General features: G+C 38.1%; 15 protein-coding genes. 8 read left to right on the top strand and 7 right to left on the bottom strand.

The genetic code is table 11. The features are described 5' to 3' along the window. Positions 1-104: 104 nt before the first annotated feature. Positions 105-428 carry a hypothetical protein gene (locus tag A3G3_RS0110885; RefSeq protein ID WP_019520550.1) on the bottom strand — a complete coding sequence of 108 codons (324 nt, stop codon included), beginning with the start codon at positions 426-428 and terminating at the stop codon, positions 105-107. A 522-nt stretch (positions 429-950) separates the two neighbouring features. On the opposite strand from A3G3_RS0110885, the gene A3G3_RS0110875 reads away from it, so the two are divergent. The 4 genes from A3G3_RS0110875 (at position 951) to A3G3_RS0110860 (ending at position 3,598) form a co-directional block, all read left to right on the top strand. Continuing rightward, entirely contained in the window at positions 951-2,345 is a 1,395-nt protein-coding gene (locus tag A3G3_RS0110875) for an APC family permease (protein ID WP_040631761.1), read from the top strand. A gap of 164 nt (positions 2,346-2,509) precedes the next feature. After that, on the top strand, positions 2,510-2,896 hold the full coding sequence (locus A3G3_RS0110870; RefSeq protein WP_019520547.1) for a DsrE family protein: 387 nt from the start codon (positions 2,510-2,512) through the stop codon (positions 2,894-2,896). 15 nt (positions 2,897-2,911) lie between these two features. Further along, positions 2,912-3,229 carry a hypothetical protein gene (locus A3G3_RS0110865; protein WP_019520546.1) on the top strand — a complete coding sequence of 106 codons (318 nt, stop codon included), beginning with the start codon at positions 2,912-2,914 and terminating at the stop codon, positions 3,227-3,229. 21 nt (positions 3,230-3,250) lie between these two features. Further along, a complete protein-coding gene (locus A3G3_RS0110860; RefSeq protein WP_019520545.1) occupies positions 3,251-3,598 on the top strand; it encodes a TusE/DsrC/DsvC family sulfur relay protein in 348 nt (115 codons plus the stop codon). A gap of 24 nt (positions 3,599-3,622) precedes the next feature. On the opposite strand, the gene A3G3_RS0110855 is transcribed toward A3G3_RS0110860, so the two are convergent. Next, a complete protein-coding gene (locus A3G3_RS0110855; RefSeq protein ID WP_040631760.1) occupies positions 3,623-4,147 on the bottom strand; it encodes a tRNA (cytidine(34)-2'-O)-methyltransferase in 525 nt (174 codons plus the stop codon). A gap of 242 nt (positions 4,148-4,389) precedes the next feature. On the opposite strand from A3G3_RS0110855, the gene A3G3_RS14355 reads away from it, so the two are divergent. Next, a complete protein-coding gene (locus A3G3_RS14355) occupies positions 4,390-4,530 on the top strand; it encodes an entericidin A/B family lipoprotein (RefSeq protein WP_026213003.1) in 141 nt (46 codons plus the stop codon). Between the two features lie 117 nt (positions 4,531-4,647). Continuing rightward, on the top strand, positions 4,648-4,914 hold the full coding sequence (locus A3G3_RS0110840; protein ID WP_019520541.1) for a hypothetical protein: 267 nt from the start codon (positions 4,648-4,650) through the stop codon (positions 4,912-4,914). Positions 4,915-4,981: 67 nt separating this feature from the next. Here A3G3_RS0110840 and A3G3_RS0110835 read toward each other — a convergent pair whose 3' ends face one another. Both A3G3_RS0110835 and A3G3_RS0110830 read right to left on the bottom strand, forming a co-directional pair. Continuing rightward, on the bottom strand, positions 4,982-5,671 hold the full coding sequence (locus tag A3G3_RS0110835) for a TetR/AcrR family transcriptional regulator (protein ID WP_019520540.1): 690 nt from the start codon (positions 5,669-5,671) through the stop codon (positions 4,982-4,984). 320 nt (positions 5,672-5,991) lie between these two features. Further along, the gene (locus A3G3_RS0110830; protein ID WP_019520539.1) at positions 5,992-6,468 is read right to left on the bottom strand and encodes a hypothetical protein; all 477 of its coding nucleotides are present in this window, start codon (positions 6,466-6,468) and stop codon (positions 5,992-5,994) included. Positions 6,469-6,899: 431 nt separating this feature from the next. Here A3G3_RS0110830 and A3G3_RS0110825 point away from each other — a divergent pair, with 431 nt between their 5' ends. After that, positions 6,900-9,512, top strand: coding sequence for an ATP-binding protein (locus tag A3G3_RS0110825; RefSeq protein ID WP_019520538.1), 2,613 nt, complete (start codon positions 6,900-6,902; stop codon positions 9,510-9,512). Between the two features lie 36 nt (positions 9,513-9,548). On the opposite strand, the gene A3G3_RS0110820 is transcribed toward A3G3_RS0110825, so the two are convergent. Genes A3G3_RS0110820 through A3G3_RS0110810 form a run of 3 tightly spaced genes read right to left on the bottom strand, consistent with a single transcriptional unit; the run spans position 9,549 to position 11,879 of the window. Then, positions 9,549-10,076, bottom strand: a complete 528-nt coding sequence (locus A3G3_RS0110820; RefSeq protein ID WP_019520537.1) for a methylated-DNA--[protein]-cysteine S-methyltransferase — start codon at positions 10,074-10,076, stop codon at positions 9,549-9,551. After that, positions 10,073-11,032, bottom strand: a complete 960-nt coding sequence (ftsY, locus tag A3G3_RS0110815) for a signal recognition particle-docking protein FtsY (protein ID WP_019520536.1) — start codon at positions 11,030-11,032, stop codon at positions 10,073-10,075. The genes A3G3_RS0110820 and ftsY overlap by 4 nt, the downstream gene beginning before the upstream one ends. A 49-nt stretch (positions 11,033-11,081) precedes the next feature. Beyond that, complete coding sequence (locus tag A3G3_RS0110810; protein WP_019520535.1) at positions 11,082-11,879, bottom strand: hypothetical protein; 798 nt, start codon at positions 11,877-11,879, stop codon at positions 11,082-11,084. Between the two features lie 226 nt (positions 11,880-12,105). On the opposite strand from A3G3_RS0110810, the gene A3G3_RS0110805 reads away from it, so the two are divergent. Continuing rightward, positions 12,106-13,566 (top strand): M16 family metallopeptidase, encoded by a 1,461-nt coding sequence (locus A3G3_RS0110805; protein ID WP_228702731.1) that lies wholly within the window; start codon positions 12,106-12,108, stop codon positions 13,564-13,566. The last annotated feature ends 15 nt before the right edge of the window (positions 13,567-13,581 follow it).

Genomic DNA, 13,581 nt, shown 5'->3' with positions numbered 1-13,581 from the left:
AAAAAAACCATCAAATTTCGCCAAAAGTACAAAAAAATTGACAAAGCTCACTTTACCAATTTTTTGTTAAATGTTCGGTTGAACGTTTCAAAGCCTAATTAAACTTAAAGGTATAACACGCTTAACAACAAACCAAACGCTAACACAAACCACAAAACAAATACCGTACTTAGCCATTTGCGGTTACTTTTCCATTGTTCGCAGGCTTGATGTTGTAAGTCGGTTGCTTTGTCTGCATCCGCATTTATATCATGAATTTTAGCGGATTGATAGTTGTCAGATTTGTGGGTTTTCATGCTATCATTCGCGTGTTTTTTAGTTTTGATAGTTTCATGTTTTATGGATTTTTGATAAAACAACAAATGGTGCAAATTATAAAAATTCCCATGCGGTCGTTCGGTAAAATCAGTCATTGCAAGATTATTCATCGCTTTTCCTTATTTATCTCAATTTATCTCATTTTCAATTTAAAAGTTTAATTTAAAAGCTACCAAAGATTTTGACGTTTTTATTATAAAACGACGGTACGTAAATTTGGGTTTTCTGCGGTTAATTTTTGCCAATTTTGATAGTGTTTTTGTCAACTGTGTGTATTTTTTGCTAATTTTATTGCTTATTTGATGATTGATTTTGCTTTAAAAATAAAATTTTGTTGGTTAAAAAGCAAATTTGTTAATTCTTTTTGATTTTTTTGCTGTTTTACTAATTTTTTTGTCGTTTTTGTATTTTTTTTCGGTATAATAACCTACTTTTTTGCAATTTGCCTGTAAGAACTTTTCATAATTATTGTTAAAAAATTTTTGTAAAAACAATTAAAAGCAATGATTAATTTTATTAAATATTTTACAAAGTTATTTTTTGCAATAAGACAGGCTAAATTGTCGTTTAATCACCCTAATTTCAAAGGGTAGAATACTTTTACCCTTTGCTTCTCTAGGTACAGGAGTAAGATAGCATTGACAACATCTGCACAGTCTAGCGTAACGCTACAAAAAAACCTCGCCCTTTGGCATGTGATTATTATTGGCTTGGCATATATTCAGCCAATGACATTATTTGATACCTTTGGTATGGTATCTCGTGATAGTGGTGCGCACGTTCCCACATCTTACATTTTTGCCCTTTTAGCGATTATGCTGACATCGGTGAGTTATGGTCATATGATTCGCCGTTACCCATCTTCTGGTTCTGCTTATACTTATGCCCAAAAGGCCATTCACCCCAATGTGGGTTTTTTGGTTGGTTGGTCATCTTGGCTTGACTATTTGCTTGCCCCAATGGTAAACATTATTTTAGCAGAAATTTATCTAAAAGACATTTTCCCTAATGTGCCAACGTGGATTTGGGTAGTAAGTTTAACAGCACTGATGACGGTGGTTAATCTATTTGGTGCAAGGTTTGTTGCTCGCTTCAACAGTACCATTGTGTTTGTTCAGCTTGGGGTGATTGCCTACTTTACTTACCGTGTGTATGACTTTTTGGCACATGGCGTCACTGCTGACGGTGCGATTGATACCGCCAAATATCAACTCTGGACGTTTGACCCATTTGGGGGTAGCGGGACAGAGATTAGTGCGTTAATCGCTGGTGCAACGATTTTGTGTTTTTCCTTTACAGGGTTTGATGCGTTATCAAGTCTTGCAGAAGAGACCAAAGATGCGAAAAAGACCCTACCAAAGGCGATCGTTTTAACGTCTTTGATTTCGGGGATTATTTTTATCATCAGCACCTATTTTATGCAGATTTATTTCCCAAGCGACCCAACCAAATATTTTGAATTGGTGGACGAAACCCAGCCTGAAATTTTAAAATATATTTTAGGTGAAGCTCAAAAAACCATCGTGCTATATTTTGCGATTATTACAGTCATGGCATCAGGGATTTCGGCTCATGCAGGTGTGTCTCGTTTGATGTATGTGATGGGACGTGATGGGGTAATTAACAAAAAATTCTTTGGCTCATTACACCCAAAACTGCGTACCCCTGTGAACAATATTTTGTTAGCAGGTTTAGTCGCTTTAACTGCAATCCCGTTTGAATTAGAAGATGTGGTTGAGCTAATCAGTTTTGGTGCATTGACAGCGTTTAGCTTTGTCAATTTCTCGGTGGTATGTCAATACATCTTCCGTGATGGTCAATACAAAACTGGTAAAGATATCTTTAATTATTTTGTTGTACCGACAGGCGGTTTTATTGCCGTATTCTTGATGTGGTTAAACATTGACCCAACGGCTTTAAAATATGGTTTGATTTGGGCATTTATTGGTGTCTTCTATCTAGCGTATATAACTCATGGCTTTAAACGCCCTGCACCACAATACAACGAAAATCTACCAGATGATTAATGGTTGTTAATTTATCTTTTTCAGAAAAGGCGGATATCAAGTTATCCGCCTTTTTTTACAAAAAATTTTACATTTGGGCAAAATCAGATTACAATGCCTGTTAATTGTTAACAAAAATTTTGACAAAAATCTTAATAACGTTGGATAAAACCGATAGAAAAGCCATGACAACTCTACTTTTTACCCACTCACCATTTGCTGACACCACACGACAAGGCATTGAATTTATTGAAAATTTTTATCAAAATTCAGCCCAATCTGCACCGCTCAACATTTTTTTATATTCAGAAGCGGTACATTTAGCCAATCGCCTAAACTGGCTACCGAGCGATACGCCAAACCCTGTAAAAAACTTTCAACAGTTGTTAGCAAAACATAAACTTTCTGCCAAAGTCTGTGTCAGTACCGCATTGGCTCGTGGCATCGTGGACAGTGAAAACGCTAAACGCCATCAAATTGATGGTGAAAATCTTGCAACATCGTGTGAATTGGTCGGTTTGGGTGAATTTGCCATGTTTTTACATAACTCAACTGATGTTTATCAATTTTAACTCATCTAAAAAATCATGAAAATATTAATCCAAATTAATGCCGATAATGTGTTACTCTGTCATGAAGCCTTGAGCATGGCGTTTGCATTAGCCAGTTTTGACCATGAAATTCAGCTTTTTTTGGGCGATTATATGTGCGATTGTTTACACGCTGAGCCTGACGGTAAATTTGCCAAAATGCTCACATCGTTAGATTTGTACGATATGCCAAATTTTTGGGTAAATCAACAAAATTTTAACAAAATCAAGCATTTAAATCTTACAAGCCAACTTGTTGAAAATCTTGTTGAAAAGACAAATAGCAACGAATTTGACACAAATTTTTATTTATAATTAATTAAAGAATTAAAAAATATGGCGAATATTAACCCAATTAGCCCAAATAAACCGATAGATAACCTTGATGCGAATGGACATCTTATTAATCCTGATAATTGGACACCTGACATCGCCCAACAGCTTGCCAAGAGCCTTGAGATACAGCTTAATGACACGCATTTTTTGGTGTTGTCGGCGGTGCGTGACTATTATCAAACCTTTGGTCATCCGCCGACCACTCGCCCACTGATTAAATATTTAAATCAATGTTTACCAAATTTACAGATGGACAATGCCAAATTACAGAGCTTGTTTAACACAGGTCTGGTCGCTCGCCATGTCAATCGCTTGGCAGGATTACCAAAACCTGCCAATTGTTTGTGATTTTTTATCAATTTTTGGAAAAAATTACTTGGGGTCATACGGCACGAGATTTTCATAACCGACACTTTGCCCCACATCACCGCCAAAACCCAACTGTCGCCACACTTCAAACAGGGTAATCGCCACGCTATTGGACAAGTTCAAACTACGAGAAGTTGGCAACATCGGCAAACGCAACCAATTTTGCTCGCCAATACTCGCTCGGATTTCCTCTAACAACCCTGCAGTTTCCGAACCAAACACCAACGCAACATTGGTTAACTTACTAAAATTTTGTTGATAAAATGGCTGTGACAATTTGGTGGTTAACGCCACTATCCGTTCAACGTTTGCCAGTTGTAACGCTTGCTCACACGCTCGCCAATTTGGATAAACCTTTAAATCGGCAAACTCATGATAATCCAGCCCCGCTCGGCGTAACTTTTTATCATCTAACTCAAATCCCAATGGCTCAACCAAATGTAGCGTCGCTCCTGTATTAGCACATAGACGAATAATATTGCCTGTATTACTCGGCATTTTTGGTTCGCATAGCACGATATGTATCATAATCACTCAACTTTATTTGATTAAAAACTTAATGAACAGCTTTTTTTTGCCAATTTTACCAAAAATTTACAACTTGGTAAAAAAATTTACATAAAAACTATAGTATGGTAAGCCAATGCTCGGTAATATAGCAACAAGTTTTGCAAACAAATATTTGGGTAATATTGATACTTTAGTAACATTTGCAAAATTTAACCGCCCTTGGGCATTCACATTGAATTTACATTTGTAAGGAATTTATCATGAAAAAATTAATTATCGCAACTGTTGCTTCTGTATTTGTATTGACTGGCTGTAACACCGTTAAAGGTTTTGGTAAAGATGTATCAAAAGCAGGCAACGCTGTAACTAATACTTCACAAAAAGTTGAAAACAAAATGTAATTTTTGTTAAAAATTTTAATTTTTGTTAAAAACTCATCATTTGTTGATGGGTTTTTTTGTACCAATGATTTTATGGTAAAATTCAACAAAATTCTATTAAAATTTAGGAAAAAAATCATGAAAAATCATCTTTCAAAAATGTTTATTTTAACTGTATTTAGTAGTGTTGTTTTGACAGGTTGTAATACTGTTCGTGGTATCGGCTCAGACATCGCAAGTGTCGGCAATGGTATCGTGAATACCGCCAACAAAGTCAGCTACAACAATCAACTACGTAAACAAGCGACAACCTATCCGAATAACAGCTACACCCAACCACAAAATTACGACAACTATAACAACCAAAACTACAACACTTTACCAATGCCAACTTACTCACAGTAATGGTTAAGCATAAAAAAACGCACAAGGTTGTGCGTTTATTGCTTTGTCAAAGATTCAGCAATTGATATTATTGGTTTTTTGACAAATTTTCAGGGATATAGTTACGCAAATACGCAAGCAATGCGGACGTTGCTTCACGGCGGTAGCTTTCACTGATTTTGCCTTCAGAGCGATATGCCATTTGCAATACGCCATTGACGATACCATAACCTACTAACATTTGCTTATGGATACCGTCAAAGTTTGGTACTTTGAACTGACTTGCCAGTTTTTCATAAATCATTTGTGTGATTTGTTTTTCCATCTCGCTACCAAACTCGTTGTTTTCAAAAGCAGGAGCATCAGTTTCATAAATCAAGCGAGCCACGGTTGGGTCGGCTTGAATTGCTTCCACGCCTGCTTCAATCAATGCCGCTAAATAATCTGACCAACGGCTGTATTTACCTACCTCCAGTGCCTCTAATTTCTTTAAAATCTCACTGGTATTTAAAAAACGCAATGCCAAAAAAATCGCCGACACATTGGGGAAGAAGTGATACGCTGAAGCACGTGGAATGCCGGCTTTATCACACACATCGGCAAGGGTAATTTCGGCAATCGGACGAGTTGCTGATAATTCTTTAGCAGCGGCTAACAGTTTTTGGCGACGTTTACGTCCTTGTTGGCTAGTAAATTTGAATTTGTTTGGAACAAGGCGACGTGCTAATTCTGAATCAGCAAGGACGTTGTCAATTTTTTCATCATAAGAACTTGGCATAGAAATCTCCAGTGACTGTGTGATTGGTCAATTTTTACAAAACTTGTTAGTTTAAAGTTAGCCTTTATACATTGACGCTTATTTATAGGAGTTATCATAACAGATTTTCGTCAGTTGTTGAGTATTTTATTGTTTGAATTATTAATAATTTTTTAGGCAATTGTAAAATTTTGATAATTTTTTTACGATGTTTCTCTATAAAAGATTGATAATTATTTATGCTTAATAAATATTTATAAAAAATAAAAAACTAATAATTAAAAAAGCCAAAAGTTTCCCTTTGGCTTTTACAAAATTTATGTAAAAATAATTTTAGACTCTTAGGCTTTGATACGATACCAAGCATCACGTGCTGCTTCACGAGCTTGAGCCCAAGCTAGACGTGATTCACCTTTTACTTCGTTCCATGAACGCTCTAAATCAGTTTCCACATCCTCAAAACGTGTGGTCGCATCATAACGGTGACGATTTGCATAACCAACGGCATAAGCTGGTTGGTAGTCACGATCATAGCTATAATCTGTGTTATAGTAAGTTGCTGAGTTGTAGCCTTCACGCCAGTAGGTATCTTCACCTGTTGGGTCGATGGCTTCACCTGCAGCGTGTCCTGCTTGACCACCAACCACAGCACCGATTGCACCACCGATTAACGCCCCTAATGGACCGCCGATTGCACCGATTGCAGCACCTGCGGCAACACCAGCACCTGCCCCTAGACCAGTACCAACTGGGTGTGAACCAGGCTCACCAGTAATTGGATCACGGTTTAAATCTCTTTCTTCAACGATAGTTGTCATGATACGACTCCTTTTAAATTAAATTTAAATATTTTTGTTAAGTTAAATCAATGTTTGTTGTTAAACGAACCAAATTAAATTTGCTGAATTTGCGTCGGTTATTGTTCATCGATGAACTTAAGCATATATTACCTTTTTTCTCATACCCAAAATAGATATATTTTGTGAACTGCGTTGGTGTATTAGCGAATTTTGGTAAAAATGTGTAAAAATATTTTTTCATTTGTAATTTTTAATTCATTTTGGTTATGCTTTGATATATTAAGTAATGTTTTGTAGGCAAAAAATCTTGAAAAAATGAGTGAATTTAGCAAAAATGGCTGAAAAAAGAAAAAATTGGAATTTTGATTGATTTTTTTGCAAAATTGTCACATGATAGGCGATATTTTTCTCATCTCATTTTTTATATCAAGTACCAATTATCTTAAAATATGAATATCCACAAAAAAACCGAACAAAAATTTATTAAATCCACTAAAAAAACTCAAAATTTGAGTGAAAACATTCAAGCCAACCATTTACAAGCGTTAGATTTTCACCAATTAAAACGCCATAGCGACCCCACTCACCTGCCTGCCGATAGCGGACAGGCGAAAAAGCTTTTTGGCAATAAAAGCGATGCAGAAATGCTCGGCGTAGGACAAGAGCGTGCCTGCCAAGCGATTAGCACGGCGTTGGATATTCATGCGAACGGTTACCATATTTTTGCATCTGGTGAGAATGGCTTGGGCAAACGCACGCTGATTACCAAACTTTTGTCGGAATACGCCAAAACTCGTCCTTTACCATCTGATTGGGTGTATGTGCATCATTTTACCGATAGCCGTTCGCCGATTGCATTGGCGTTGCCGACAGGGACAGCACAAGATTTTGCCAATGATATCAAACAGTTATGGTTATCCGCCAAGCGTTTGTTAAATCAACGTTTTCGCTCGGAACATTATCAATCCAAAGTAGAAGCCATTAAAAACCAAATCAGTTTACAAGAAGAACAGGCTTTTTTGGCATTAAATGAAGAGGGCAAACAGTTTTCGCTAACTTTGAGCGTACGACCGTTTGACAATAAACCTGTTTTTGTGCCTGTTGATGAGAATGAAAATTTGGCAGATTTGACCGAGAATTTATCAAACACAAAATCGCTCAAACATGGGTTAGATTTGGCAAAAAATACGCAAAATGTTAGCCAACATTCTACCGATAACCTGACAAATCCTAGCACGCCAAAAAAGCAACAATCTTGGCAGAAAAATCATATGCAAAAACGCTTAAGTTTGTTAACCGTGGCATTAGAAAAAATTGAAGATGAAGCCAATCAAACTTTGCAAGCCCTACACCACTCGCTTGCCAAACGTGCATTAACGCCATTATTTGCCCCATTACAACAAAAATATGCCAAATCGCCCAAAGTTTTGGACTATTTGCAAGCGATTTTTGACGATATGCTAAAAAACGTGGAGCGGATTGTTAATGAAGATGATGATGAGTTTTTGCCCAGTCATTTTTCGCCTGTGCCTGCCCGTTATTTTGTCAATGTTATGGTGTGCCACGACCCGACACAGCACGTTCCGATTGTGTTTGAAGATTTGCCAACCCATTTAAATTTGCTCGGTCATGTGGAACAAATCACACATATGGGGACGGTGTCTACTGATGTGAGTCTCATTCGTGCAGGGTCGCTCCACCGTGCCAATGGCGGTTATTTGCTACTAGAAGCCAGTAGTTTACTAGAATATCCGTATGCTTGGCAAGGGTTAAAACGTGCGTTACAAATTCGACAAATCAAGATGTCAAGTCTTGAACAAATGTTGACTTTGACAGGTTCAATCAGCCTAGAACCACAAACCATTCCGCTAGATGTCAAAGTGATTTTGCTCGGTGAGCCTGATTTGTACTATGATTTGTTAGAATTTGAGCCTGAATTTAATACGGTATTTAGAATCCGGGCCGATTTTCAAGACACAATTGCTCGCACGCCTGACAATGAATTGGCATTGGTCGCAAAAATGGCGGATATGATTGATAAATATCAGCTATCAACCTTTGATAATACAGCGTTGGCGACTTTGTTAGATTATTTGAGTGAGCAGGCAGAAGACCAAACCGAACTTAGCCTACAGAGCAACCGTTTGGTACAATTATTGTTAGAAAGCAATCGCCAAGCCCAAACCAAAAATTTTAAAATATTAAATAAGCATAATCATTTAAGCAAAAAAACTGAAGCAAAAGTAACCGCCGAACACGTCCGCCAAGCGATTGCCGATATGCAATATCGTTCAGGGTATCTACGCCAATTATTTTGGCAAGAACTGGAAAAAGGACAACAGCTTATCAGCACCACAGGCGAAGCGGTTGGACAAATCAACGCCTTGACCGTCATTAGTTACGCAGATAGCGAGTTTGGAATGCCTGCTCGCTTAACAGCTAACGTGCATTATAGTGCAGGTGACGGCGATATTTTGGACATTGAGCGAGATGTGGATTTAGGTGGGGCAATTCATGCCAAAGGTGTGCTAATTATGAGCAGTTATTTGCGTGGCTTATTTGCCGATGATTATGCCTTAAATTTTACCGCCTCACTCGCTTTTGAGCAAAGTTATGGTGGCATTGATGGCGACAGTGCCACCGTTGCCGAAACTTGTGCCTTACTATCTGCCCTTGCCAAAGTGCCGATTTTTCAGCATTTGGCGGTAACAGGCTCAATGAACCAATTTGGGCAAGTGCAAGCAGTTGGCGGTATCAATGCCAAAATCGCAGGTTTTTTTGATGCGTGTTTGGAAAAGGGCTTGACAGGCAATCAAGGTGTCATTATGCCAAAAGCCAACTTAAATCAACTCATGCTTCGCCAAGATATCATTGAAAAAGTTGCACAAAAACAATTCTTTATCTATGCGGTGGAACACGTCAATGAGGTCTTGCAGTTATTGACAGGAATGCCAATTGATACTCTCAACAAAAAAGGCAATTATCAAAAAAACACCCTATATCGGCAAATTGCCAAACGACTAGAAAATTGGGCAGAAAAAGATAACGATGCTAAAGGATAAAACTTATTCAACAAACTATTTAATCATGATTGACAATTAACGGCTTTCTAAATCCAATAAAATCCGCTTAATCTCTAATCCGCCTGTATAACCACCAAGTCCGCCATCGCTCGCTATTACACGATGGCAGGGAATGATTAGGCTAATTGGATTTCGTCCGTTGGCGTTGGCGACCGCCCGAAAAGCGGTCGGTTTGCCGATGTTTTTGGCAAGTTTTGCATAACTAATCGTTGTGCCATAAGGGATTTTTAACAGTTCAAGCCACACTTTTTGTTGAAAACTTGTGCCTTGTGAAATATCGAGCGGTACATCAAACTCGGTGCGTGTACCGCTGAAATATTCATCTAACTCATTGACGATCTTTAATAAAATGACTTTGTCTAAATCCTCTGATTTATCATCTTTTAAAGTATCAATATCAACAAAATCCGCTTGTGCTTGTAATTTACCCAAAATTCGTTCGGTTTTTTGAGTAAACCAATCAAGGGCAATGAGCTTGCCATTATTTACCACAAGCGTCATCATCGGTAAATCAGTGCGATAAATGTAAGTAGTTGATATCATTTATCATCGTCTTTTTCAAACAATGCTTTGACAAAATCATCAGGGGCGAATGGTCGCAAATCATCAATTTTTTCACCCACGCCGATAAAGCGAATTGGCACATCCGTGTTTTCAGCAATGTTAAAGACCACGCCACCTTTTGCCGTACCGTCTAGTTTGGTGATGGTTACGCCTGTTAGCGGTACAGCTTCGTTAAAGATTTCCACTTGATTAATGGCGTTTTGCCCTGTGCCAGCGTCTAGCACAATCATCGCTTCGTGCGGAGCAGTCGGGTCAGCTTTTTGCATGACACGAATGACCTTTTTTAGCTCTTCCATAAGATTGGTTTTATTTTGCAAACGCCCTGCAGTGTCAGCGATTAACACATCAATGCCACGAGCCTTTGCCGATTGCATGGCGTCAAAAATCACTGATGCACTGTCCGAGCCGTGACCTTGGGCGACCACAGGAATGTTATTACGCTCACCCCAGACTTGTAACTGCTCGGTGGCAGCAGCACGGAAGGTATCACCTGCGGCAAGCATGACAGATTTGCCTTCATTTTGTAATTTTTTGGCAAGTTTACCAATCGTTGTGGTTTTGCCTACACCATTTACGCCAACCATTAAAATCACAAACGGTTTTTTAGTCGTATCAATGTCTAAAGGTTTAACTTTTGGCGTTAAAATATCGGATAATTCTTTTTGCAAGGCTTTGTACAGTGAATGCGAATAAATCAAGTCGCCCCGTGCGGTGGCTTCGGTCAAGTTTTTGATAATGCGATTGGTGGCGTTCACGCCGATGTCAGCGACAAGTAATTGGTCTTCCACTTCCTCTAACAGCTCATCATCAATTTCTTTACCACCGATTAAAATATTGGTTAAACCTTCAGTGAAGTTTTTACTGGACTTTGACAGCCCTTGTTTCATACGGGAAAACCAACCGCCTTTTTGCTCTTGTTGTTCAGTTGTATTCATCAGATTACCTTATTATTTAAAAATTTATTAAACATGCTTAAAAAGCCACTTATTCTAAGTCTTCTAAATCTAACCAAAAATCATAGACAAATTCTTTACCAATTTGGTCTAAAACCGTGGCTAAATCTCGCCCTTGCTTGTCTTTACAACGTGATAAAATCATGCTTAAATACGCATGACGCTTGTCATACAAGGCATTGTCATAGCCAAAATAACGGTCTTTGTCGGTTTTTGCCTGTTCCAAATAAAAAGTAAATTTATCTTGAAACCGCCCAAGCACATCCACGGTCAACGGCTGACGCTGATATTGTCCCCTATCATCAGGTAACGCCACATCTAACACGGTAAACACGACACGAAACTCGGCAGTATCATCCACATATTTAATATTAGCGTGTTTTTCTTCGCTAAGTTTGGCATCTTTTATCAAAAACGGGGCAACAAAATATTGCTTAATCCGTTGTAGCACCAACTGGGGCAAGCTCTGTATATCCACCACCGCTTGCTCGCTCACCTGCGTGGTATCATCATTGTCAAAACCTTGCAACATTTGAGAAACATCGCCCACGATAAAGTTCACCAGTGGCAATGAATACCGCTGTTGATAATGCAAAATTGCCGTATCCATTTTGTGATATAGCTCGGCAAGCTCGCTCAAATTACGGTATTTATCAAGTGAAGCTTCATACACGCTGTAGCTAAACTCAAGATTTCGTACTCGCATATCACGACTATCTACCGTGGTTAGTCCCAATTCTTCTCGCCATAATAAATCTGACAAACTGTCACTAACTGATAGTTGCTCAATATTACCCAACTCTTTGATTAAAATATAAATTTTTTGCATTTGTATTCTTTTTTTAAAGTATGCTGTCAAAAATTTTCATAAAGTTTTGACAAAACCCTTAGAATGATAACTATTAGAAGATTGCTATTTTACATGGTTATCAGCGATTTGTCATATTAAAAACGATATTTTACATAAAAAACTGCTAGAAATTTGTGAGTTTATACTTTATGATAGCAAAAATTTATTCACCGTTTTAATTTGGCAAAATTTTATGAAACATTTTATGAAAAATTTTTACCTTTTTGGCAAAAAACCACAACTTTTATTCCTTAGCATGATGCTAGCAAGTTTAACCGCTTGTAGCACTTTAAGTCCAAAAAGCAATGGTTTAGCCACAAAAAATATTGACCAAACATCAATTAATCAACAAAAGTTAGCAAATCTTTCAACAAATAAGTTAGCCTTAGATAGCAAACAAGTTTTAGCAAATCGGCATGAATACCGCCTAGACAATGGTTTAAAAGTGATTATCAAAGAAGACCACCGTTCGCCGATTGTGACTAGCCAAGTGTGGTACAACGTGGGAGCAAACGATGAACCCCAAAATTTGGGTGGAATATCGCACTTGCTCGAACACATGATGTTTAAAGGCACGAATAAAGTCTCTTCTAATGATTTTGAGCAATTAGTTGCCAAATTTGGTGGGGTAAATAATGCCTTTACTAGCTATGACTATACCGCCTATTATGAAGTATTTCCTGCTAATCGGTTAAATTTAGCTTTAGAATTAGAAGCTGACCGTATGACCAATTTGCAATTAAAACAAGCCGATTTTGACAGCGAACGCCTTGTGGTAATGGAAGAACGCCGTCAACGCACCGATGACAATCCCCAAGCATTGGCATTTGAACAATTTAATAAAATGACCTATCCTGACAGCCCAAAAGGCAAGCCTGTGATTGGTCCAATGGCAGAAATTCAAGCGATTAAACTTCAAGATTTAAAAAAATGGTACAAAACGTGGTACGCCCCGAACAACGCCACAATTGTAATTGTCGGTGATGTCAAGCCTGCTGATGCGTTGGCTCAAGTGAAAAAATACTTTGGTGATAAAAAGCCAAGCCAATTGCCGAGCCGTCCAAGCGTTGCCCAAAAAGCCTTTCGTGGTTATCAAGAACACACCGCCGAATTGCCTGTGCAAAATCCAAGCCTACTCATGGCGTATAATTTGCCAACATTAACCACCGCAAAAAATCCTATAACTGCCTATACCTTGGCATTATTATCACAAGTGTTGGACGGTGGCTTGTCTGCACGCTTAGAAAAAAACTTGGTGCGTGAACAACAGCTTTTGACAAGTGTTTCAAGCGGTTATAGTGCTTTTGAACGTGGCGATGATTTGCTCATGATACAAGCCACACCAAGAGACGGCGTGAGTTTGGAACAAGCCAAACAAGCAATTATCAATGAAATTGAAACATTAAAAACCGAAGCGATTTTGGACAGCGAATTACAACGTGCAAAAACCGCCACCATGACAGGGCTAATTTTTAGCCAAGACAGCGTACAAGGACAAGCCCAAATGATTGGTAGCTTAAACGGCATCGGTTTGGACGACCGCATGATTTATGAATTACCGACAATTTTTGACAAAATTAATCAAACACAACTTCAACAAGTTGCCAAACAGTATTTGACCAATGATAATTTAACCGTGTTAAAAGTGGTTAAAAAAGCCCCATAAATTGACTTATTTTTA

The sequence above is a fragment of the Moraxella boevrei DSM 14165 genome (assembly GCF_000379845.1).
GTDB lineage: Bacteria > Pseudomonadota > Gammaproteobacteria > Pseudomonadales > Moraxellaceae > Faucicola > Faucicola boevrei.
This window is presented reverse-complemented; position numbering and strand designations above follow the sequence as displayed.